Here is a 23347-nt window from a genome sequence, read left to right on the forward strand (position 1 = left end):
GGCACCGGGCACAGGGTGCCCGCCAAGTGGATTCCGGTTCGCGCCGCATTTGTGGTGGATACCAGATGGTTCGGCGGCGACTGACGAGATCACCCAAATTCTGGCCGAGCGGATCCGCGGCCACGCGATCCCGGCTTACGTTCGGGCCGAACAGCGCCGCTTGCTGATCGGAGGTGCGAGGTGTGCTGTGGCCTGCGTTCGGCCGCGCTGTGTGCGGCCGCCGTCCTAGCATGTTCGGGCGGTATATCGCTCGCGGATTCCGCATGGGACTCGGATGCGCCGATTCCGGTGCGTGCCTTGGCGGCCGCGCGGCAGGCGCCCGATGGGTCACGAATGCTCGCCGCGGCGCAGGGGCCGGGGCGAGTACTCGATCTGACCGTGTATTCCGAGGCGATGGGGCGGACCGTACCCATCGAAGTCCTTCCTGCGGTGGACAATTCGAAACCGGCGCCGGTCTTGTATCTGCTCAATGGCGTCGACGGCGGCACCGATACCGGGGTCTGGAGTGACGGCAGCAATTGGCTCACCAAGACCGATGTCGAGCGATTCTTCGCCGATAAGCAGGTCACCGTGGTGATGCTGGTCGGCGGCGGTGGCACCTTCTTCGCCGATTGGCAGGTGGACGATCCGGTGATCGGCAGACAGCGCTGGACCACGTTTCTCACCAGGGAACTGCCGTCGATCATCGACTCGGCATTTCGCGGTACCGGTGCGAATGCGATTGCGGGGCTTTCGATGGCGAGTTCGGCGGTATTCCGACTCGCCATCGTGGCACCCGGGCTCTACCGTGCCATCGGTTCCTACAGCGGTTGTGTGCGCACCAGTGACCTGCCGGGACAGGCGATGGTGAATGCCATTGTGACCGCTCGTCGCGGCAATCCGCGCAATATGTGGGGGCCGCCCACCGATCCTGCATGGGCCGCCAACGATCCCTATCTACATGCCGATCAACTGCGTGGTACGACCATCTACGTTTCCACCGGCACCGGGCAACCGGGACCGCTCGACACCCTGGACGGACCGGGTATCAACGCGAATCCGGTGAAACTCCTGGACCAACTGCTCATCGGTGGTGCGTTGGATGCCCTTACCGCGGTCTGCACCGAACAACTACGCGACCGACTCCGGGAGTTGGATATTCCGGCCACCGTGGATTTCCGGCCCACCGGTACGCATTCCTGGGGGTATTGGCAGGAGGACCTGCACAATTCGTGGCCGGTACTCAGTGCGGCGCTGAGGCAATGAATAGCGCGGCGGACGGAGTTGTGTGCGGACCACTGTCTGCGGTCAGGATATTCTGTGAATAGTCGCAGGGATATCGATTTCGCTCATCCGCAACTGCCGCAAGCGATTTGAATACCTCCATATCATCGCCGACAGGAGGACCTGTGCGCACCGCTTTCCGTGATCCCGGGATTCCCGATGGCGAGAAATCCGTGTACACCGTCGGCATCGCGGATCTGCCGCACCGAATCGAGGTGACCAGTGTGGTGGCGCACGAAGCCGACGGCTATCGCTCGACCGTCGAAATACGCCCGGATGATGGGGATCCGACAATCCGGATCGAACAGCGCTTCCGACGAGTCGACGGCTGGCTGCACGCGGAAGACTATCGCGCCGAAACGCGCTCCGGCAATACAGTGGTCTCGCGCGAGGAGGCGCATTTCGTCGACACCACGCACCTGCAATTCGGCAGCGGCATAGCGCCGTTCCCGTCGAATATCATGCCGCTCATCGGCGGTCTGACGCTGCTACGCGGGCTGGATTTCACCGAGGGCGCGGTGGAATCCCTGGATCTGTGGCTGGCATTCTCGGTGCATTGGCCGCTGGCGGCGCGGGTGGCGAAGCAGACGACCGTCGATGTGCCCGCTGGACGCCTGAGCAGCTGGCCCGTTCACCTGCGGCCCGGCTTCGCACATGTGAACAGCTTCTTGGACAAGGTGATCGGCGGTCTCGTACCGTCATCCATCGCACACTTCGACGCGGCCCCGCCGCACCGGCTGGTGCGGTTCAGCTTCCCGACCGAGGCGATGCCATCCGATCCACGCGGGCTGATGGAGTTGGTGACGTAGTACCGACGACCGACGCGAATACCGCCTGCATCGCGGACACATAGCGATCCACCGATTCGTGCGCCACCGGGGTATCGGGATAGATGACGCTCAACGACGTCCCTGTCGGCAGCCGGTTGATCCACACCAGAACCTCTTCGGACGCAGCGCGATTGGCGTACACGCCCCCGCGCACCTCGCCGAAGAATTCGTGCCCGACGAAGTCGCGCGCGTCCACATACGAGATCATCGGAGTCGACCAGCCGGGCCGTGCTTTGATATCGGTATCGGCGGGTAGTAGCTCCAGCACACGGTGAATCGACGTGGGTGCCAGCCGAATACCGTTTTCATAGGCCCGCTGCGCAATGGTTACGGTGCGGGCGAAGCTGGTGGTGCCGATCGGGAAGGCCACCGGAACGAGGGATACATACCAGCCGACCGACGCGCGTTCCGCCGGGGACGTGCGGGTGCTGATCGGTGTCATGCCGAAGTAGTAGTCGCTGTCGACGAGTTCGCGTTCGGCCAACGCCGCCGCGGCGAAGACGCCACCGACGAATTCGGCCTCGTTCGCACGGCAGATCTTTTCGAACCGCCGTGCGTCGTCCTCGTCCATCAAAGTGATACTGCGGTGAGCACTGCGGTTGTAGCCATCGGTTCGCTTACCGAGCCCCAAAGGGAAGGACGGCAATTCGCCGTCATTGCCGCGGATCAGCTCGAGCCATTTTCGAACGCCGTGCGAACCGAGGGTCATCGCGGCGGTGTACTGGCGTTCCATGACGCAGTAGTCGAGATAGCTTGCGGCCGGGGGTAAGTCCTCGACAGTCGACCAGACCTGCTTGGCGTAGAGGTGGGCCAGGTCGAAACAGGACAGGTATTGTCCGAGCCCGTCGGTGTGCAGATGGTCGACGGCCAGGTACACCGTGGTCGACTCACCGTGCTCGATGACACCGAAGGTGAAGCAATCCCATTGGAACGGACCGGGCGTCGTCTTCTGCACATGTTCGCGAATGGCTTCGGCGTCATCGAGGCGGCCGTAGTCGATCGGCACGAAGTCGACAACATCAGCGGCGAGAACGTGCCGCCGCACCGTTCCATCGGAATCGATGGCGAACCAGGTCCGAAAGGTGTCGTGGCGCAGAAGGAATGCATTGATGACGCGCGTCATCGCATCCCGGTCGAGATTACCCATCGGTATCTCGGCCGTGACCAGACACAATCCCGAGTAGCGGAAGTCGGCGGCGGCGTGGCGATCGGCCAGGCGCAGATACTGCTCCTGCTGATGCGACGGCGGCGCGGGATGGACGGGCGCCCGCGCGGCCCGCGCCAGCGATTCCGGTGCGGCAACCCAGGTGACCAGCCGACCAGCGGCCGGGTTCCATTCATCGATGAGCCCGAAATCGACCACAGCGATACCTCGATTCGTCGATAGGGGTGGTCAGTGCCGCGGTACGGCCATCGTTGCCACGGTGCTCGATCCGTTCGCGGCCGCGGTGTCGTTGGTGGCTCCATCGGTCGCCGGCAGATTCGGAATCGGTGGTGGCTGACCGGGTTCGGCGGCCAGAATCAACTCGGCCACCTTCGGACCGGCCTGTTCCAGGCTGAACGATCGACCCATCTGCAGCGACATCAGGTCGATGCCGAGGGCCTTGGTGACGCGGGCGCCCAGTTCCACCGCCATCAGCGAGTCCAGTCCGAGTTCGGGCACCGGTACCGTCATATCGATCGAATCCACCGGCACGCCCATGACCACCGCGAGTTCCTCGGCCATCTTGCGGGCAATGAACTGTCCGCGCTTGGTTTCGTCCATCTCGACGAGTTCGGACCGCAGCTGGGCCAATTCGGAGGTGTCCTTGGCGGAGGCCTTGGCCAGTTCGATGGTCCGACCGGTGCGGGTCAGCTGAGGGAAGGTACCGGTGAGCTTGACCCAGTCGGTGGGGATGATCGCCGCCCGCGTTTCGCCCAGGCGCAGTGTCTGCTCCAAATAGGCGGTGGCATCGGCCATATCGATCGGTCCGAAACCGACCAGGTCGAGGTATTTGACGGCCGTTTCGTCGGCGGCCATCCCGCCGGTCGCTCCCGAAAGGTGGCCCCAGCCGATGCACAGCGCCCGCTCGCCGGCCCTGGACCACTCTTCGGCCAGCGCCTCGACCGCCACATTGGCCGCGCAGTAGTTGTATTGGCCGTAGATCCCGTACATCGAGCCGCCGGAGGAATACAGCACGAACATATCCAGCCGGATACCCGCCTCGGTGACCGCGCGATGCAGGGCGCGCGCACCGTGCACCTTCGGCAGGTACACCTTGGCCAGTTGTTCGTGTTCCATCTGCTCGAGGCGGTTGTCGGCCACCGAGCCTGCCGCGTGGAAGATGCCGCGCAGCGGGTGCTCGACGCTATGGGCGCGGGCCACCACATCGGCGACCGCGTCGGCGTCGGTCACATCGACCAGTTCCTCGATCACCTCGATGCCGACCATGCGCCAAGCCTCGAGCTGCCGACGCGCCTCCTCGGTACTCGCACCGCCCCGGCCGAGCAGAACCAGTCGGCGCGCGCCGCGCAGTACCAGCCAGCGACCGGTCGCCATCCCGAAGCCGCCGAAGCCGCCGGTAACGAGATATGCTGCGTCGGAGTGTATCTCGACTTCGGGCAGGTACGGCCGGACGGGCGGCTCCGGCGAGTCCATGCGCAATGCGATCCGGGCCAGCCGCGTCGATCGAATGACCTCCTCGAACGCCTTGCCGACCTCCTCGGTCTCGAACATCTGGTACGGCAGCGGCCGATAGATCCCCGCGAGGACCTTCTCGTACACCCGCTGCAGCAGCTTTGCCAGCCGCTGCGGACGGACCGCGATGAGGCGGTCCAGATCCATCGAGTAGTAGGCCAGGTTCTTGTCGAAATTGGCCAGCTCCAGCAGCCCGCCGGTGTAGATATCGGCCTTGCCGACCTCGACGATGCGCCCGAATTCGGCAACGGCAGTGAAGTTCTGGCGCAGGATCTCCCCGGGCGCGCTGCTGAGCACCACCTCGGCACCCTTGCCGTCGGTCAGGGCCAGCACATCGTCGACGAAGTCGAGCGACCGCGAGTTCACCGCGTGATCGGCGCCCAGGGCGAGGATATGTGCCCGCCGCTCATCAGAACTCGCCGTACCGATGATCCGCGCACCCACCGCCTTGGCGACCTGAATGGCGGCCGTCCCGACGCCGCCGGCGGCTCCGTGGATAAGCACCGTCTCACCTGGCTCCAATCGGGCCAGATCCAGCAGTGCGTATTCGGCGGTGCCGAAGGCGATGGTGCTGGTGCAGTATCCGGGGTCGGCATCGGGCGGTAGCGGAATGGCCAACTGCCGGTCGACGATCGCGAAGCGTCGCATCATGCCCCTGGCCGCGACGGCCACCAGGTCGCCGACGGATATGCCCGCCACCTCGGCGCCGACCCGCACTACGGTACCGACGCCCTCCATACCGGGCACAGTGCCGAAATACGTTGGTGCCAGCTCTCTTTCGCCGAGCAGGCCGATGACCTTGAGTGGATCCTTGTAATTCAGCCCGATGACCTGCATGCGGACCTCGACCTGATCGGGACCCGGTTCCGGGCGCGGGCACTGCCGCCAGGCCAGGGCCGACAGCAGCCGGGTTCGGGGGAGTTCGAGCTCGAAATTGGCCTCCGACTCGGTGAGCGGCTCCGGGGCATCGAGCACCTCGAGACGCTCCGACAGCGGTTTGGTCACCACGGGCACCCAGCGTTTGCCGTCGCGCAGCAGCACCTCATCGGCGTTGTCGTGCGAAAACGCTCCGGGCACCGCCAATTCCGCGAGCAGCTCGGCGATGGTGGTATCGGGCTCGACATCGATGAGCCGCCACCGCAAGGGTGTCTGCTCGTTCAGCAGCACCCGTCGCGCCCCGGCCAGCGCGGCCTGTCGGGAATCCGGCGCGATCGTGCTGTCCGGCAATGTGAATGCGCGCTCGGTCACCAGGGTGACATGGGCCGAACCTTCGCCGAAGACCGTCTGCGGCATGCCGTCGGACGACGGTGGGTTGGCGAATTCGTGCACGGCGACCGCGACCCGCTTCAGCGTCCACAGGTCCGCGAGATCGTCCTCGACGGTACCGACGACCACACACACGTGCAGTCGCTGCACTTCCTCCGTCCGAGCGGCCAGCAGGTGCGTGACGAGTTCCGCCGCCAGCTCCGGCCCGGCCGGATCGGCCAGGTAGAGCCGCGATTCCGGGATCGCTTCCGCCAATTGCTCGGCGCGGCTGTTCTTTCCGAGCGCGACGACCACCGTGGCAACCGAACCGGTATCGCCCAGTGCGGCCGGATCGATGGGATCGCGCTGTTCCATGGTGTCGGCGTAATAGAAATCGGCCATGCGGTGCAGTGGATCGTCGCCCGGTTTCAGCGCACCGATCTGCAGTCCGGTCAACCGCAGGACCAGATTCTCCTCGCCGTCGAGCAGATCCACATCGGCGCGCAGCCGCGCCCGCGGATCGCGGCGCGCGACGACCGTGGCCTGGTCGGGAATCGGCGCCAGCAACCGGACCGCCGCGACCCCGACGGGCACCATAATGCCCTCGTTGATCCGCTCGTCGGCGAACAGCAGCGCCGCGGTCTGCATCGCGGCATCGACCACCGCTGGATGCGCGAGATGTCCGGAGTCCGCGGCAATCGTGCCGTCGACCGTAGCGACCACGGCGTCCTGGCCGACCCGCACCGAGGTCACGCGCTGGAAGGCTGGGCCGTACCGCAGGCCCGCCGCCGCCAGACCGGAGTAGAACATCTCCGGATCGATATCGATACCGACATCGATAGTGGGAACGGTCGCTTTCGTCGGCGCGTGGCTGCCGGTCAGCGTCCGGCCGAACGAGTGCACGGTCCACGCCGTCCCGGTGGCATTGCGCGATCTGATCAGGAACCGCCCGCTGGACTCTTCGATGCTCAATGCCATCAGCGGCACATCCGGTGCGCCCATGATCAGTGGCGCGACGAACCGAACCTGTTCCAGCGCAACCCGTTTGACACCCAGTCGCGTCGCCGTCGCACTGAGCGCGGCATCCAGATATGCCGCGCCAGGCATGATCCGCACCCCGTTGACAACGTGATCGGCCAGCCAGGGCAGCAATTCCGAACCTACCTGCAACAGCCAGTCCGAGCGGCCCTCCACATCCGGATCGCCGAGCATGGCGTAGCTGTCCGGAGTACCGAGCCTGGCCTGCTCGAAAAGCGGTAGCGTCGAATGCAACCGAGTCCGCTGCCACGGATAGCGGGGGAGCGGCACGTGTGCGGCGGCTGGCCGGTCGGCCGGGAACAGCACCTCCTGATTCAGCACTCCGGCCCCATAGAGACCGATCAGCGTGCGACGGATGCTCGCCGAATCCGGCTCCTTACGATCGAGCGTCGCAACTGTGGTGCCGTGTACATCCGCGTCCAGCAGCGCCTCGCGAATATTGCCCGACAGCACGGGATGCGGCCCGACCTCCAGGAATACCCGACTGCCCGCGGCGATCACCTTGGTGATGGCATCGAAGAACCGCACCGGTTGACGGACATTCGCGCACCAGTACTCGGCATCCCAGTCGGCATCGGTGACGAGGTCGCCGGTCACGGTGGAATACAGCGGTACCCGAGGCGGCCGCGGCGACAGACCCGCGAGTTCAGTACGCAGCTCATCCAGGATCGGATCCATCAATCGGCTGTGATAGGGCACCTCCACACGCAGCCGACGCGCGAAAGCCGCATCCTCGGTGAGCTTTTCGGCGATCTCGTCGAGCCGGTCGACATCGCCGGACAGGGTGAGGGAGTTCCCGCTGTTGATCGCCGCGATATCCACGCGCGGATCGTCGCCGACGAGTTCGCGGGCCCGCTCGGGCGTCAGCCCGACCGCGAGCATGCCGCCCGATCCGGCGGTGATCGCCTGCAATCGGGCTCGGTGATAGGCGACCAGGACGGCCTCCGGCAGCGTCAACATCCCGCTCACGTACGCCGCCGACACCTTGCCCACACTGTGACCGACCACGGCGGCGGGCGAAATCCCGAATTGCGCAAGCTCATCCACCAAAGCGACCTGCACGAGGAAGTTGGCCGGTTGCGCCACCTGGGTGCTGGTCACGCGCGACTCTTCCTCGGCCCGGAGCAATTCCTCGATAATCGACCAACCCGAGAGCGCGCGGAACTCCGCATCGATCCGCGCCGCAGTCTCTGCGAATATGCCACCGGCGGAAAGCGATTCGCGCGCCATACCCCACCACTGCGGGCCCATACCGGAGAATACGAATACCGGCTCGTCGTTGCGGGAGACAACGGTTCGCACCGCGTCCCGGCCCTCGCCCGCGGCGAACTGCCGCAGATCCCGGACCAGGCCTTCGGGTTCGCCGAGGAGGACGCCGGTGCGGTAGTGATGGTGGGCCGACCGCGTCCACGCGGCCTCGGCCAGGTGATCCGGATCGGCACCCGCGCTGATCAGGTCGGCGAAACGCCCGGCGAGGGCTCGGGCAGCGCCGGTGCTGCGGGCCGAAATGGGCAGGATGCCAGGATGGCGTCCCGGTTTGGGCGGCACCCGTTCCGCCCGGTACTCCTGCAGGATCGCGTGCGCGTTGGTGCTACCGTATCCGAAACCATTGACCGCGATTGTCATCGGAGCGGCATCCGGGGCCAGCGGTTCGGCGTCCACCTGCACGCGCAAGCCCAACTCGTCGAACGGAATATCCGGATTGGCCTTGTCCAGCCAGCCCTGTGGCGGAATCGTGCGATGCCGAATCGCCAACGCCGCCTTGATCACACTCGCGACTCCGGCCGCGGCCTCGGTATGACCGAGTGTCGCCTTGACCGAACCGACGCCGAGAATGCTCGAACGTCCCGCCGGAGCACCGAAGGCGCGACCCAGTGCGCGCAATTCGACCGGGTCCCCGACGAGGGTTCCGGTGCCGTGGGCCTCCACATAGGTGATGTCGTCCGGAGACAGAGCGGCGCGTGTGCGCACCGAACGTGCGAGTGCCTCTTGGGAATCGGCGTTCGGCACCGTGATTGCCGTCGTCCGCCCGTCCTGATTGGAGCCGGTGGCCTTGACCACCGCGTAGATGCGATCACCGTCGCGCACCGCATCGTCGAGTTTCTTCAGCACCACCATGCCCGCGCCCTCGCCGCGGCCGTAACCGTCGGCGGCGGCATCGAAGGATTTGCAGCGGCCGTCGGCGGCCAGGAAACTGCCCTTGCACATCAGCACGAACGTTTCCGGCTGCAGCATCACATTCACCCCGCCGGCCAACGCGACCGTGCAGTCGCCGTTGTCGAGTGCCTGGCAGGCCAGATGGAAGGCGACCAGCGACGACGAGCACGCCGTATCGACGGTGAGTGCTGGACCGGTCAGGTTGAGCGCGTAGGCGATTCGATTGGACAGCATGGTGTAGGACGCGCTGGCCGGTGTGTGCATATCGGTGTGGAACAGCGCCGGACCTACCACGCCGATCACCGACTGGTCCACCACGAACCCGCCGACGTACACGCCGACCGGTGCACCGGCGGCCCGGCCCGCCATGCCGGCGTCGTCCAGGGCTTCCCAGCTCACCTCCAGCATCAGGCGTTGCTGTGGATCCAGCACCGTCGCCTCGCGCGGCGAGATGCCGAAGAAGTCCGGGTCGAACTCCCATGGATCGATCGTCATGAAGGCGCCGTGCTTGGTGTAACTGCGGCCCGGCGTGCGCGGATCCGGATCGTAGTACCGGCGGTAATCCCACCGGTCCCGCGGAATCTCGACGACACCGTCGCGCTTATCGACCACGAATTCCCAGAATGTATCGGGCGAATCTATCCCGCCCGCGTATCGACAACCGATACCAACAATAGCGATATCCGACACGCAGTTCCTCCCGAATACGGCTACTCGTCGCCGCGCGAATAGGGCGATATGCATAACGAAGTCCACCGCAGTGGACAAACCGGGCCCGAGTCTATCGAGGTGGCGACGAGGCCCGTGACATTCTGTAGATCACGTCGAATTTACGCCCCGCGCACTGTGAAGTAGCCCAATTCGAGGGCCGAAGAACGTTGTGCTACCAGGGATTTCGGCTCAACTCACAATCACCGCACCCGGTTTCTTGTGTGCTGTCGGAATCCATGTCGATTCCTGTGTGCATGGCGGCGGAATTGTTACGATCTAGCCGGTCAGCCCGGTCGACCGATTCACGCACGCATTAGGAGGCGGCGATTGTTCGCCGATTTCACGCAGTGGGCAGATATCGTCGTTCGGCGACGATTCACGGTGATCGGCGTGATAGTGGTCGCAATGCTGGGACTGGGTGTTTATGGACTCGGACTCGGCGATGATCTGAGTTCGAGCGGATGGGACGATCCGACCTCCGAATCCGCACAGGCGGCGCGATTGCGCGACGAAGTATTCGGACGCGATCACAGCGGTGACGTCATCCTGCTGTTTCATGCGCCCGAGGGAGGGACGATCGATGATCCGGCATTCGCCGGCGTCATCGTCGACAGTCTCGATGAGCTGCCGCGGCGCTTCCCGAATGAAATCGCGAAGATCAACGGAACGTACTGGCCCACCGAAACCGGTGTGTCGGTGCCCGATCTGTTCGGCTCCGAGGACCGCAAGCACGCCTTCGCCTCCATTGCCGTCAAAGGCCATGACGAGACCGAGCTGATGCGCAACTTCCGCAAGGTTGCGGACGGTTTCGATATCCCCGGCATCGATATGGAGGTCGCCGGTGGGCAGCCGGTCGCCGGCGCACTCAACGACACCATGGTCCATGATCAGGCGCGGATGGAGGTGTTCGCCATCCCGGCTGTCGCGGTGTTGCTGTTCTTCCTCTTCGGCGGGGTTGTCGCCGCCGTCCTCCCGCTGATCGTCGGCGGGCTCACTGTGCTCGCGGCCTGGGGGATCATTCGCGCCATCACCACTGTCACCGAGGTGAACTCCTTTGTCTCTCCGGTGGTTTCGATGATCGGTCTCGGCCTGGCCATCGACTACGGGCTGTTCGTCGTGAGCCGATTCCGCGATGAACTCGCCGACGGCCAGGAGGTACCGGTGGCGGTGCGGCGGTCGGTCTCGACCGCGGGCCGCACGGTGGTGTTCTCCGCGACCGTCGTGGTCGCGGCGGCAGGCGGCATCCTGCTGTTCCCGCAGGGGTTTCTGCGGTCGTTCGCCTATGGCGCGATCGTCACTATCGCATTGGCCGCACTGACCGCCGTCACGTTGTTGCCCGCGCTGCTCGCCGTGCTCGGCCACCGCGTGGACCTCCTCGGATTCGACTGGTTCCGTAAGATCAGATCCGCCGACGAGGTGCGGGACAATTTCTGGGGCCGCATCGCCGCAGGCGTAATGAAAAGACCGCTGGCCGTGGCGATTCCGGTGTGCGCCGGGCTCTTGCTGCTCATCGCGCCGGTGCAACATCTGGCATTCGGTGGGATCACCGAGCGTTTCCTCCCGCCGGACCACCCGACTCGATCGGCGCAGCAGCACTTCGACGAACTCTTCCCGCTGCGGCGGATCGATCCGATCTACCTGGTCATGATCACCTACAACAGTCCGGATATCGAGACGGTAATGGCGCGCGCGGATCAGGCCCCCGGCCTGGCCGCACCGTTCCCCGAACCCACACAGCGCCCGGCGCAACCGTTCGTCTACACCACCGAGACGGTGCTGGCCAGTTCCGCGGACGCCGACGCGACCATCGACTACCTGCGCTCCATGGAACTGCCCAAGGGGACAACGGTGATGGTCGGCGGCGAACCGGCAGCGCAGCGCGACAGCATCGACGCGCTGCTGCACCGGCTACCGTTGATGCTCGCGCTCGTGTTCATCGCCACCTCCGCACTGCTGTTCCTGACCTTCGGCTCAATTGTGTTGCCGCTCAAAGCGGCTGTGTTGAACCTGCTCGGCCTCGGGGCCACCATCGGCGTGCTCACCTGGATCTTCGTCGAGGGTCACGGGGCCGGACTGCTGGGCTTCACGCCGCAGCCGATCATGTCGTTGGTGCTGATGCTGATCGTGTCGGTGATCTACGGCCTGTCCACCGATTACGAGGTGTTCCTGCTCGCCCGCATCGTCGAGGCGCGCAGGGCGGGCGCGTCCACGACCGAGGCGGTCCGCACCGGAGTCGCGCGGACGGGCCGGATCATCTCCGCCGCCGCGCTGATGTTGATAGTGGTGACCGGCGTCTTCGCCCTGTCCGATCTGGTGATGATGCAGTACATCGCCCTCGGCATGGTCACCGCGCTGTTCATCGATGCCACCGTGCTGCGCATGCTGCTGGTCCCCGCGACCATGAAGCTGCTCGGTGACGCGTGCTGGTGGGCTCCGGCTTGGCTGCGCCGCATCCAGGGGAAAGTCGGTGTCCGCGAACAGATTACCGACGGCGCGGACGCGATGCCGACGCCCGGTTGTCGATCGGACCCGACGTCGGTTTGACGCTGCTCAGCTCGCCAGATCGGCGAGATGGCGCTTGCGGCCGGATTCGGCGGCCCGCACCGCGGAGGCGATCGCCACCACGGGCGGTACCCAGCGAGCCTCACTCGGGGAAATGCCCCAGCAAGCCGAACCGGCCGACAGGCGGGTCGGCGGGAGCGGGATGCTCGCACCGTCGGTGTGCACGATCGCGCCGGCACCGCGCAGTGCGCCGATCGCCATGGCCGCCTTGGCCGCGCCGACGACGAGGTGGATCTCGCGGCGCTGCGGGCCTGGGATTTCGATCACCGGACCGGACAGGTTGTTGGCCCGAAGGTACCGGCGCACGGTGGCGGCCAGTGCCCCGGTGAGTTCGATGGCCGAAATCTGCTCGTCGGTGATCAGACAGACACCATTGGTCGTTTCCGCGACCGTCCAACCACGTCGGCGGCAGTCCTGCACCGTATCCGATGTGGCCTCGGTGACGGAACTCGGAAACGTCGTCGGCACTATCTTCTCCGTTCTCGGCTCAAATCTGCGACCATCAGCGTCACATCCGTACCTGGGCATCAAATCTGTTCGGGCTTAGAGTTTCCCAACAGATTTCTTACGGCCCTGATTGTGCGGCGTTCCCAGTGCCGGTGACATCACCCCGAGGTCGCGGCCGCTGTCGTCCTTTGGTCGTACCCGCATGCCGAGTCATTCGGGCAAACCGCGGAATTGCCCGTGGAGTCCGGCATGTGCGAAACAGGTTGCGGCGGAGGCTGGATCGCGCCTGGTACCTCCGGATTCTATGCGCTGGCGCATTGATTGCTGGAAAGTCGCCGCAGTGCAAGGCGGGTTTATTCGGACGAGTGGACGGGCAGGGGGCTCGTGCTTCCTCCGGACAGAAGTTCGATCAGCGATGTCACAGCCTCGGGCTCGAAGGCCGGAAGTCTTGAACGCCGGTGCGGCACCAGGAGATCGCGCGTCGTCCCAGCCGGTGCTGGTCAGTCGAGTCGGCGCGCGACCTCGCCGAGGCCGGTGGCGATGGCCTCCTGCTGTTCGGGGGTGAGCACATCGATGAGGATACGGCGCACCGTTTCCACGTGCCCGGGGGCGATGTGCTCGAGTCGGTCGCGGCCGGCCGCGGTGAGGTTGGCGATGACGCCGCGGACATCGGTGGGGCACGCTGCGCGGCGTACCAGACCGGCCTTCTCCATTTGGGTGACCTGGTAGTTCAGACCGCTTTTCGAGGTGTAGAGGGCATCGGCCAATTCGGTCATGCGCAGTTGGCCCTCGGGTGCCGCGGCGAGGCGGACCAGGACCTCGTACTGGGTGTGCGAAAGCCCCTCGTGTTTGAGGTGCTGTTCGACCTGTCGGCCGACGAGCGCCCCCGCCGCCAGAAAACCCTGCCAGGTGCGCATCTCCCGCTCGTTCAGCCATTTCGCGTCAGCCACGACTGCCATCCTACCGGTGTTGTTCAAATTTGAACAACAGGCTATAGTCGGTTCGCGTTCAAATTTGAACTAGTTGGATGGAGGCGGCGATGGCCGGACATATGCCGGTGCTCTACCTCTCACACGGCGCACCGCCGCTGGCCGATCACCCGCGGTGGCCCGGTGAGCTGGCCGCATGGTCGAGCGAATTGCCGCGCCCCACGGCGATTCTGATGATTTCCGCGCACTGGGAGGCCGCGCCGATCGCGCTCGGCGCCACCACGACAGTGCCGCTGGTCTATGACTTCGGCGGCTTTCCGGAGCGCTACTACCACGTGCAATATGGCGCACCGGGCGCGCCGGAACTGGCGGCCCAGGTGCGCAAATTGCTCGGCGGCGGTGTCGTCGATGTGCCGGATCGCGGGCTGGACCACGGGGCCTACGTGCCGCTGAAGGAGATGTATCCCGACGCCGATGTCCCGGTATTGCAGCTGTCGATGCCGACGCTGGACCCCCAGCGGCTGATGGAATTGGGCCGTCGGCTCGCGCCGCTGCGCGACGATGGCGTACTGATCGTCGGCAGCGGTTTCTTCACCCACAACCTGCGCGCCATCACCGCCGATGACGAGCACGTCTACGACTTCACCGCCGAATTCGACGACTGGGGCCGCGAAACCCTCGCCGCCCACGATCTCGACGCCCTGCTCGACTTCGAAAACAAGGCCCCCGCAGCACATCTCGCGCACCCGCGCACCGACCATTTCGCCCCGCTGTTCGTCGCTCTCGGTGCTGGTGCCGACGATTTCACCAACCAGCGCACCGTCATCGACGGCTTCTGGCTGGGCATGGCCCGGCGCTCCATCCAGCTCGGCTGATCCACCCACAACGAAAGGCATCCCATGACCGCGACGATCACCGCCCCCGCCGCGAAAATCGAAACTGCAACGCCCACACACACTTACGACCTCGGTCTACTCGTCCTGCGGCTGGCCGTCGGACTCACCATGGCCGCACACGGCGCGCAGAAACTGTTCGGCTGGTTCAACGGCGGCGGCCTCGATGGCACCGGCGCGTTCTTCACGATGAGCGGCTACCCGTCGGGCAAGGCGATGGCCGTGGTCGCCGGCCTGAGTGAAACCCTCGGCGGACTCGCCCTCGCCGTCGGCCTGCTCACCCCGCTCGCCGCCGCGGCGCTGGTCGGAACCCTGCTCAATGCGATCGCCGTCAAATGGGGCGGCGGGTTCTTCGCCCCGAAGGGCATCGAGTACGAACTGCTCCTTACCCTGGCCGCCGCATCGCTCGCCCTCACCGGCCCAGGCCGCTACGCCGTCGACCGCGTGATTCCGGCTCTGCGCAACCACCGCCTCGTCTTCGGCATTGCCGCCATCGTGCTGGCCTTGGTCGTTGCGGGCGCGGTCTTGATCGTCCGCAACTGACGGGATCAATGGGGTAGACCCACTGGCAGAGTGTCGGGCACCGGATGTCACAGTCGCGTGAATGTTCATGCGCGACTGTGACATCCAGGGGTGCATTACCCGACGCGCGCGGCCTCGCGGGCGAGGATGCGCTCGCGCTGTTCTTCGAACTTCATGACGTCGCGAGTGAGTTTCTCGAGGTACTCGCCGAGTTCTTCGCGGCTGCGTTCGCCGCGTGCGGTGAAGTCCGTGCGGTTGAAGACTTTCCAGATCCGCAGGACCGGCAATACGACCTCGTCCAAGTGCTGACGCAGGTCGTAGATCCCGTGCTTGACCATCAGCACGCCATTGCGACGCCAGTTCGGCATTCCGGTGCCGGGCATGGAAAACGTTTTCAGGATCTTGGTCACCGCCTCGATCGTCTGGTCAGGTGCGATGTCGAAGGCAGCGCCGGTGATGTTGCGATAGAACATCATGTGCAGGTTCTCGTCGGCCGCGATGCGTTGCAGCATCCGATCGGCGATCGGGTCGTCGCAGACTCGTGCGGTGGTGCGGTGGCTGATTCGGGTAGCCAACTCCTGGAAAGTCACGTATGCGACTTGATCGAGCACACCGGCGAAGTTCTCCGGCGCGTGTACGCCGCGCGTCAAATGCACCATCCGGTCGTTCTCCAGGGCGACGGGATCGACAGCGCGGGTGCATACGAGGTAGTCGCGCATGGCGATGGCGTGGCGGTTTTCCTCGGCGGTCCAGCGGCCGATCCAGGTGCCCCACGCACCGTCGTTGGTGAAGTTGTCGGAGATCACGCGGTGGTAGGACGGCAAATTGTCTTCGGTGAGCAGGTTCGTGATCATCGCGACTTTGGCGACTTCCGAGAGCCGTGACTGCGCGGGATCCCAATCCTGCCCACCCATTGCCGAGAAGTTGCGGCCCTCGTCCCAGGGCACATAATCGTGCGGATACCAGTCCTTGACTGTGGCCAGATGCCGGTCGATATTGGCACCGACAACCGGTTCCAGCTCCGTCAGCAGTTCAAGTTGCGTCAAGTCCTCTGTCATGCAGCGCCTTTCGATTCGGTGGAACCAGCCACGGAACGTACCGCTGTTAACGCATTACTGACTATGCGGACGAGCCGCCCCAACACCCTAAACGAGCACGCTCGATTCAGTGCGCACCAGACCCACTTCCCTGCACCTGGTGGTCGACCGTAACGAGATGTGCCGTCGCGCAGGAAACGGGCATTTGCCCCAAAATAGCCTCTTTGCAGATCTCGGTCAGCTCTCGCTGTACTCGGCCAGCTTCGAGTTCACGTAGTCCCACGGGAAATTGGGGCCGACATCGGTGTGCGTGCCCTGGTGCTTGCCGTCGGAGTAGCCGCAGGTGGTCACGGTGGTGAGGCTGCGGGGTCGTCTTGTCGAGGTGTCGGTAGATAGTGGGGCGGGCGACGCCGAACTCGGCGGCGACTGGTCACCGGGTGCCCCGGCTCTAAGACGGGGCGGCGACCGATCCGGCAATGTGTGTGCCGCTCGGGGGCAGATGGAACGCAGCCCTCAGCCGGCGGCGGACTTGGGGGTGCGGATTTCGACTATCGGCAGAACCAGGGCGGCAGGGGCGTCGGCTGGGACGACGGGGTTATTGGGGGCGATGGGCTGGATCTGCTGGTAGGCAACACCCTGCGCGGGACGCAGGTCCTGCTCGCCCTTGTTGGGCCAATAGGCGGCGCAGCGTTCGGCTTGGGCGGTGATGGTGAGTGAAGGGTTGACGCCGAGGTTCGCGGAGACGGCGGCGCCGTCGACGACGCTGAGGGTCGGGTAGCCGAAAACTCGGTGGTAGGCGTCGATTACGCCGGTGTCGGGGTCCGCGCCGATGGGTGCGCCGCCGAGGAAGTGGGCGGTGAGCGGGATATTGAAGACTTCGCCCCAACTGCCGCCCGCGACGCCGCCGATTTCCTCCGCTACCTTGCGGGTCACCTCGTTGCCCGCCGGAATCCAGGTCGGATTGGGTTCGCCGTGGCCCTGTTTGCTGGTGAGCTTGCGGCCGAACAGGGTGCGCTTGGTGTAGGTGGTGATCGAATTGTCGAGGTGCTGCATCACCAGCGAGATGATGGTGCGCTCACTCCAGTTCTTCACGCTCAGGAAACTGATGAGCGTGAACGGGTTTCGCACTACCAGACCGAGGAAGCGCAGCCAGCGCGGTATCCGGCCGCCGCCGTCGACCATCAGGGTCTGCAGCAGCCCCATCGCATTCGAGCCCTTGCCGTAGCGCACCGGCTCGATATGGGTGTCGTGGGTCGGGTGGATCGATGACGTGATCGCGACGCCACGGGTGAAGTCGACGTCCGGATTCACCTTGCGGGTCGCCGCGCCCACAATGGATTCGGAGTTGGTGCGTGTGAGTTGGCCGAGTCGGTCGGACAACTCGGGGAGCACGCCCCGATCCCGCATGGCGTGCAACAACTTCTGGGTGCCGAGCGTGCCTGCGGCGAGTACGACCTGGCCCGCGGTGTAGGTCTGCGGGCGCTTGCGGAACCATGCGCCGGTGCGTTCGGTGCAGATATCCCAGGTGCCGTCGGGCAGCGGACGGATCGAGGTCACCGTTGTCATCGGAATCACCTGCGCGCCAGCCTTTTCCGCGAGGTACAGGTAATTCTTCACCAGGGTGTTCTTCGCGCCGTGCCGGCAGCCGGTCATGCATTCACCGCACTCGAGGCAGCCCGTGCGGTCCGGGCCGACGCCGCCGAAGTACGGATCCGCCACGGTCTTTCCCGGCTCGCCGAAGAAGACGCCGACCGGGGTCTGCACGAAAGTCTCGCCGCAGCCCATATCGTCGGCGACCTTCTTGAACACCTCGTCCGCCGGTGTCAGATGCGGATTCTGCACCACGCCGAGCATCGTCTTCGCGCGCTCGTAGTACGGGGTGAGTTCGGCGCGCCAGTCGGTGATATCGCGCCACTGTTGATCCTGGAAGAACGGCTCCGGCGGCACATAGAGTGTATTGGCGTAGTTGAGCGAACCGCCGCCGACACCCGCACCGCCGAGGATCAACACATTGCGCAGCGGGTGGATGCGCTGGATGCCGTAGCAGCCGAGCTTGGGCGCCCACAGGAATTTGCGCAGGTCCCAGCTGGTTTCGGGCAGCTCGTCATCGGTATAGCGCCGACCGGCCTCGAGCACACCGACCCGGTAGCCCTTTTCGATCAGCCGCAGCGCCGTGACGCTGCCGCCGAATCCCGAACCGACCACGAGTACGTCGAAATCCGTTTCTCGCTGGTCCATGTGGTGCTCCTCGATCCGTGTCGCCAGTGACACCGGTAACACTACTACCGAGTAGCAAAGGCTCAGAGCTGGGTCTGCCACCAGGCGACGGTGGCCGCGATGGCTTCGTCGATCGGCGTCGGCTGTAGGCCGAGGCGCTGCTCGCTGGCGGACGAGTCCAGCACGAACGGACGCGTGACCTGGTAACTCATCTCGGCGAGCTCGCGCATCGTCTCATTGGTGAGTCCCATCATGCGCAGTAGGGCGACCGGTGCCGCGAAGACTTTGGGAGCTGCGACTCCCGCGGCGGAGGCGATTGCGTCGAAGAGTTGCTGCTGGGTGATCGGCGGTGCGGTCGGGGCGTGCAGGAAGGAATTCCAGACCGATTCGTCGGCGGCCGCCCGGATCATGGCGGCGGCGAGGTCGGGCATATAGGTGTAGGAGTGCGGCAGGTTCAGCTTGCCGAATGCCTGCACCCGCTTGCCGGTGAGGATCGGGACGAAGACCTGCTCCCCGGCCAGCGACGCCCGCACATATGGGCCAAGAAAGTCCGCGGCGGCGACGCTCACTGTCGCGGCGGCGTGTGCCTCGCGAGCGCGCACCAGCTGGGTGCGGACGCTGGGTTTACCGAAATCGGCATTGCGGGGCAGGTTTTCGGTAATCGGACCGTCGACCTTGCCGTAGGAATAGATGTTTTCTGCGAAAACCACTACCGTGCCTGCCTTTTCGGCCTCATCGAGCACGGTGCGCTCGGCCGGTGGCAGTTCCGCGCGCCAGACCTTCGCCGTGTATTCCGAACCGCCGAGACAGTGGTAGACCGCCGTCGCACCGTCGAATTCGCCCGAAAGCTGTTCGGGCAGCGTCGCATTGACCTTGCGTCGCTCGACCAGAGGATGATCGGGTCCGCTCCCGGAGCGAGTGAGCACCCGGACCTGTTTGCCTGCCGTGGCCAATTGCTCGGCGATGGTGGTTCCGGTGGGTCCAGCTCCGGTGACGATGTGCAGCTCCGACATGGTGAATCCTTGTCTACTTTGGTGAGCGGTGCTCTCTGTTGTGAACAAGCATGCAACCGGCGCGGCCCAAAAGTCAAGAGCAGCGCTCGCATTAGTTGACATTGCTCTCTGAAGCGCGCATGGTGATCGTTATGGCGACGACACCACGCGCCCGTGCCAGGGCCCAGACCATGAACGATATCGTCCGGATCGGCCGCGAACATCTGGCCACCGATGGCGCGGCCGCCCTCTCGCTGCGCGCGGTCGCCCGCGATCTCGGTGTGGTGTCGTCGGCGGTATACCGCTACGTGCGCAGCCGTGATGAGCTGCTCACCTTGCTGGTGATCGACGGTTACAACGCACTGGGCGACGCGGTCGATGCCGCGCTGGCCGACGCACCCGACGCTCCGATCGAGGGCCTGCGCATCGTCGGCCGTACCGTCCGCGGCTGGGCGCTGGCCGAACCGGCCCGCTACGGACTCTTGTTCGGCACACCGGTGCCGGGCTACGCCGCCCCTGCCGAGCAGACCACCGTCCCCGGCACGCGGGTCATCGCGACCATGCAAACCCTCTTCGCCCGCGCCTATCGCGAAGGCCTGCTCACCGCTCCGGTCAAGGAGCGCCCGGTATCCTCCGCGCTCGCAGCCAATTTCGCGGATATCAGGGCAGTATTCGACCACGATCTTCCTGACTGGCTCGTCGCACGCGGCATCACCATGTGGGCCGGTCTGTTCGGCGCCGTAACCTTCGATGTCTTCGATCAGTACGGCACCGACACTTTCACAGACCGTGCCGAACTATTCGAACTCCAACTCGACGGTCTCCTCGAACAACTCGGCTACCGCGGTTAGTGCCGCAGGCGAGGCGGGGGTGCGCCGTGCGGGAGTCGGGGGCCGACGGCGAGCAGACTGCCCGCGGTTCGGCCTTTGCCCCAGCCGATTTTCTCGCGGTAGCAGCCGATCTGGTCGTCGGCGATCGGGCTGCCGGGCGGCAGTGGGGTCGATTCGGGATCGACGTAGAGGGCGTCGGTGGGGCAGTAGGCCTCGCACATGAAGCAGGTCTGGCAGTCGGATTGCCTCGCGATGACCGGGATTCCGGATTCGGTGCGGTCGAATACGTTGGTGGGGCAGGCGTCCACGCATTTATCGCAGCCGATGCAGGCCTCGGCGAGTACGACTTCGATCATGACGCGACCTCGGCGGTCTTGGTCCACACAGCGTCGAGGCCGCCGGACAGAATGTGATGGCGCTGCGCCGGATCCTGTTCCGGGTGGTCTGCGCGCTTGCTCATACCGCGAGTCTCGGTGCGCGCCAAGGTCGATTCGTACATGAGCCGACCGACCGCGGTGATGGCAGCGGCCTGCCTGGCCCGTATGCGATCGTCACCGGTGCGGCCACCTAGCTCCTTGCCTGCGCGCTCCCAGACCGTGTCGAGTGCGTCGAGTGCGGGCCGCAGTCGCTCGCCGTGGCGCAGGTAGTTCTTCTGGAACGGAATCAGCTCGGCCTGCGCGGCCTCGACAACCTCGGCGGCATCGAGCGTCGGGGAGTCGCTGGGCCGCAAGCCGGTTCGTCCCGCGCCGCGCAGAGCGGCATCGTCGGGCCGAGCCGAGCCGAGCGCGAATCGTGCCGCACCGGCACCGGCCCAACTCCCCGACGACGTCGCCCATGCCGAATTGTGGCTGCCGCCACCGGTGAAACCACCGCAGATGCGTTCCCTGGTCGCCGCATCGCCCGCCGCGAACAGACCGGGCACTGTGGTCGCGCAGTCGTTGTCCACGATATCGATACCGCCGGTGCCGCGCACCGTGCCCTCGGCGAGCAGATCGACCTCGAAGCGATCGGTGAACGGATTGATACCGCGCCGATCGAACTGCAGAAAGAAGTTGGGCTGCCCGAGCCGCATCTGCGCCTGCACCGTTGGGTCGGCGCGGTCGAGTTGGGCGAATACCTTCTCCGACAACAGGGTTCGAGCGATCACCGATCGGCCTTTCGTGGAGCCCGCGCCCTCGAGTACCTGTCCGTCCTCGTGGAAGAACGTCGCGTAGCCGTAGTAGGCGGTCTTGGTGATGGTCGAACCCTTCGGCACGATCGCGTAGGCATTGGAGAATTCCATGCCGGAGAAACGCGCACCCACCTCGGCGGCCATCAGCGCGCCGTCACCGGTATCGACATTGGTGCCCAACGCGCGCGACAGAAACGCACACCCGCCACTGGCCAGCACCACCGCCCCCGCCGAGATGCGGTAGTCGCGGTCGAGTTGACGCTGGTATCCGGCCGCGCCGCGGACCGTGCCCGCATCGTCGACGAGCAGTTCGAGAGCCGGTGAATGGTCGAGGATCCGGACGCCGAGCCGCTTGACCCACGCGCGCATCCGGCGCATGTACTCCGGGCCCTGCACCCCGGTGCGCAGCTGCTCACCGGTCGCCGGGTCGGTCGGGAACGGGTACTTGCCTTCCACCGCAAGACGATTCATGTTGGTGTAGGTCTGATCGAGGACCCGATCCATCCAATAGTGATCGGCGAGATGGCCGCCGAGCGCCTCCCGGCTGGCCTTGGCATTCGCACGGGCGGTCGCCTCCGGGGCGACGTACCAGACGCCGGTGCCGGAAGGTGCTGTAGCGCCGCTGGTTCCGCAGTAGCCCTTGTCGACCAGGGTCACCTCGGCGCCGGCCTCCCGGGCGTGGATGGCCGCCCACGCGGCGGCCGGACCGCCGCCGATCACCAGCACATCGGTGCCGGTCTGCCAGAGTTCACTCATGCGTCTGCTCCTGATACGTCGGGATTGCGGCGAGAAAGCGGCAATCTTCGGCGGAATGCGGGGTCAGCGCGGGGAATTCGATTCTGTGTGCGTCGTCGGAATCGCAAAACCTTTCGAATCAGCGCGATTTTGACGCTGCCGACATTCTTGCGCGAGGAATCGGCGCAGCGGGCGCAGAACCATTGCCGCACCCGGATCATCCGGCGATAGTTCTGGCCACATCCCGATCGGTAGAAATATCAGGAGGAACCATGACAGCCGCCGATCAACCCCGTTCGGGTGCCCAAGCGGTCGACCGCGCGATTCACGTACTGAACTGCTTCGAGGGCGATGATCCCGAGCTGTCGGTGAGCGAATTGGCGCATCGGGCCGGACTTCCGGTCAGCACTACTTACCGGCTGGCCCAGGCATTGGTGCGGGGTCGGTTGCTGGAGCAGGATCCGGCGACCGATCGCTACCGCATCGGGCACGGGCTCGCCTCGCTGGCCCGGCCCGCGCTGTCGCGGCTGGGCATCGACGCGGCCGCGCCGCACCTGTATGCGCTTGCTGCGGGCATCAAGATCACCGTCAGCCTGAGCATCGCCGACGACCGGGACGCGGTCACGGTCTTTCAGGCGCGGCCGCCGGTGTACTTCTGCCCCAACCAGTTGCCGCAGGCCCGACAGCCGCTGCGATCCAGTGCCGTCGGCCAGGCACTGCTGGCCTTCGCGCCCGTTGTGGACGGACTCGATCGACGGCCTGCGCCGCTGACGGATCTGGATCGCGTGCGGCGCAGCGGTTTCGCAGTAGAGCTCATCGAGCGCGAGGATCCGGTCCGCTCGGTGGCGGTGCCGGTCCTCGGCCCGGATAAGCAGGTGTGGGGTGCGCTTGGCGTGCAGGCCCGTTCCGCGCGGCTGAACGAGGAGCTGGTGCGCGGCATCGTGCCTGCTATGCGGGGAATCGCGGGCCGGATCGGGCCACTGTTCCAGTCCACCGCCGCGATCACCGATGCGCCGGTGGAGTTGTACTCACGGTGATTTTCACAATGTGAAATCGGCATTGTCGTCCCTGGCGGGGGACCCCACCATGGA

General features: G+C 65.5%; 16 protein-coding genes. 7 read left to right on the forward strand and 9 right to left on the reverse strand.

Annotated features, from left to right (window positions below):
• Positions 1-180 precede the first annotated feature (180 nt).
• Together ACZ60G_RS11070 and ACZ60G_RS11075 are read left to right on the forward strand one after the other, a co-directional pair.
• Entirely contained in the window at positions 181-1245 is a 1065-nt protein-coding gene (locus tag ACZ60G_RS11070) for an alpha/beta hydrolase (RefSeq protein ID WP_465809341.1), read from the forward strand.
• Positions 1246-1388: 143 nt separating this feature from the next.
• A complete protein-coding gene (locus ACZ60G_RS11075) occupies positions 1389-2072 on the forward strand; it encodes a hypothetical protein (protein WP_465809343.1) in 684 nt (227 codons plus the stop codon).
• On the opposite strand, the gene ACZ60G_RS11080 is transcribed toward ACZ60G_RS11075, so the two are convergent.
• Both ACZ60G_RS11080 and ACZ60G_RS11085 read right to left on the reverse strand, forming a co-directional pair.
• Positions 2011-3456 carry a condensation domain-containing protein gene (locus tag ACZ60G_RS11080; protein ID WP_465809345.1) on the reverse strand — a complete coding sequence of 482 codons (1446 nt, stop codon included), beginning with the start codon at positions 3454-3456 and terminating at the stop codon, positions 2011-2013. The genes ACZ60G_RS11075 and ACZ60G_RS11080 overlap by 62 nt on opposite strands.
• Before the next feature lie 30 nt (positions 3457-3486).
• Complete coding sequence (locus ACZ60G_RS11085; protein ID WP_465809347.1) at positions 3487-9900, reverse strand: type I polyketide synthase; 6414 nt, start codon at positions 9898-9900, stop codon at positions 3487-3489.
• A 348-nt stretch (positions 9901-10248) separates the two neighbouring features.
• Here ACZ60G_RS11085 and ACZ60G_RS11090 point away from each other — a divergent pair, with 348 nt between their 5' ends.
• A complete protein-coding gene (locus ACZ60G_RS11090; RefSeq protein ID WP_465809349.1) occupies positions 10249-12465 on the forward strand; it encodes an MMPL family transporter in 2217 nt (738 codons plus the stop codon).
• Positions 12466-12471: 6 nt separating this feature from the next.
• Here ACZ60G_RS11090 and ACZ60G_RS11095 read toward each other — a convergent pair whose 3' ends face one another.
• Together ACZ60G_RS11095 and ACZ60G_RS11100 are read right to left on the reverse strand one after the other, a co-directional pair.
• Positions 12472-12951, reverse strand: coding sequence for a hypothetical protein (locus tag ACZ60G_RS11095; protein WP_465809351.1), 480 nt, complete (start codon positions 12949-12951; stop codon positions 12472-12474).
• Between the two features lie 479 nt (positions 12952-13430).
• Positions 13431-13880, reverse strand: a complete 450-nt coding sequence (locus tag ACZ60G_RS11100; RefSeq protein WP_465809353.1) for a MarR family winged helix-turn-helix transcriptional regulator — start codon at positions 13878-13880, stop codon at positions 13431-13433.
• Between the two features lie 89 nt (positions 13881-13969).
• On the opposite strand from ACZ60G_RS11100, the gene ACZ60G_RS11105 reads away from it, so the two are divergent.
• Together ACZ60G_RS11105 and ACZ60G_RS11110 are read left to right on the forward strand one after the other, a co-directional pair.
• The gene (locus ACZ60G_RS11105; protein WP_465809355.1) at positions 13970-14734 is read left to right on the forward strand and encodes a dioxygenase family protein; all 765 of its coding nucleotides are present in this window, start codon (positions 13970-13972) and stop codon (positions 14732-14734) included.
• Positions 14735-14758: 24 nt separating this feature from the next.
• Positions 14759-15295 carry a DoxX family protein gene (locus ACZ60G_RS11110; protein ID WP_465809357.1) on the forward strand — a complete coding sequence of 179 codons (537 nt, stop codon included), beginning with the start codon at positions 14759-14761 and terminating at the stop codon, positions 15293-15295.
• A gap of 95 nt (positions 15296-15390) precedes the next feature.
• Here the strand turns inward: ACZ60G_RS11110 and ACZ60G_RS11115 are convergent, their stop codons facing one another.
• The 3 genes from ACZ60G_RS11115 to ACZ60G_RS11125 form a co-directional block, all read right to left on the reverse strand.
• Positions 15391-16332 carry an acyl-ACP desaturase gene (locus tag ACZ60G_RS11115; RefSeq protein WP_465809359.1) on the reverse strand — a complete coding sequence of 314 codons (942 nt, stop codon included), beginning with the start codon at positions 16330-16332 and terminating at the stop codon, positions 15391-15393.
• 492 nt (positions 16333-16824) lie between these two features.
• Positions 16825-18549, reverse strand: a complete 1725-nt coding sequence (locus tag ACZ60G_RS11120; protein WP_465809361.1) for a GMC oxidoreductase — start codon at positions 18547-18549, stop codon at positions 16825-16827.
• A gap of 62 nt (positions 18550-18611) precedes the next feature.
• Entirely contained in the window at positions 18612-19541 is a 930-nt protein-coding gene (locus ACZ60G_RS11125) for an NAD-dependent epimerase/dehydratase family protein (protein ID WP_465809363.1), read from the reverse strand.
• A 131-nt stretch (positions 19542-19672) separates the two neighbouring features.
• On the opposite strand from ACZ60G_RS11125, the gene ACZ60G_RS11130 reads away from it, so the two are divergent.
• Positions 19673-20371, forward strand: coding sequence for a TetR/AcrR family transcriptional regulator (locus ACZ60G_RS11130; RefSeq protein WP_465809365.1), 699 nt, complete (start codon positions 19673-19675; stop codon positions 20369-20371).
• On the opposite strand, the gene ACZ60G_RS11135 is transcribed toward ACZ60G_RS11130, so the two are convergent.
• A complete protein-coding gene (locus ACZ60G_RS11135) occupies positions 20368-20706 on the reverse strand; it encodes a 4Fe-4S dicluster domain-containing protein (RefSeq protein ID WP_465809367.1) in 339 nt (112 codons plus the stop codon). The genes ACZ60G_RS11130 and ACZ60G_RS11135 overlap by 4 nt on opposite strands.
• Positions 20703-22277 carry an FAD-dependent oxidoreductase gene (locus ACZ60G_RS11140; protein ID WP_465809369.1) on the reverse strand — a complete coding sequence of 525 codons (1575 nt, stop codon included), beginning with the start codon at positions 22275-22277 and terminating at the stop codon, positions 20703-20705. Before ACZ60G_RS11140 ends, ACZ60G_RS11135 begins: the two co-directional genes overlap by 4 nt.
• A 251-nt stretch (positions 22278-22528) precedes the next feature.
• On the opposite strand from ACZ60G_RS11140, the gene ACZ60G_RS11145 reads away from it, so the two are divergent.
• The gene (locus tag ACZ60G_RS11145; RefSeq protein WP_465809370.1) at positions 22529-23293 is read left to right on the forward strand and encodes an IclR family transcriptional regulator; all 765 of its coding nucleotides are present in this window, start codon (positions 22529-22531) and stop codon (positions 23291-23293) included.
• Positions 23294-23347: the final 54 nt, after the last annotated feature.

The organism is Nocardia sp. NPDC102475 (genome assembly GCF_055584605.1).

Bases quoted from the DNA above. Each gene is read 5' to 3' on its own strand.
- ACZ60G_RS11105 (WP_465809355.1), top strand. From the start codon at position 13,970: ATGGCCGGACATATGCCGGTGCTCTACCTCTCACACGGCGCACCGCCG.
- ACZ60G_RS11110 (WP_465809357.1), top strand. From the start codon at position 14,759: ATGACCGCGACGATCACCGCCCCCGCCGCGAAAATCGAAACTGCAACG.
- ACZ60G_RS11115 (WP_465809359.1), bottom strand. From the start codon at position 16,332: ATGACAGAGGACTTGACGCAACTTGAACTGCTGACGGAGCTGGAACCG.
- ACZ60G_RS11120 (WP_465809361.1), bottom strand. From the start codon at position 18,549: ATGGACCAGCGAGAAACGGATTTCGACGTACTCGTGGTCGGTTCGGGA.
- ACZ60G_RS11125 (WP_465809363.1), bottom strand. From the start codon at position 19,541: ATGTCGGAGCTGCACATCGTCACCGGAGCTGGACCCACCGGAACCACC.
- ACZ60G_RS11130 (WP_465809365.1), top strand. From the start codon at position 19,673: ATGGCGACGACACCACGCGCCCGTGCCAGGGCCCAGACCATGAACGAT.
- ACZ60G_RS11135 (WP_465809367.1), bottom strand. From the start codon at position 20,706: ATGATCGAAGTCGTACTCGCCGAGGCCTGCATCGGCTGCGATAAATGC.
- ACZ60G_RS11140 (WP_465809369.1), bottom strand. From the start codon at position 22,277: ATGAGTGAACTCTGGCAGACCGGCACCGATGTGCTGGTGATCGGCGGC.
- ACZ60G_RS11145 (WP_465809370.1), top strand. From the start codon at position 22,529: ATGACAGCCGCCGATCAACCCCGTTCGGGTGCCCAAGCGGTCGACCGC.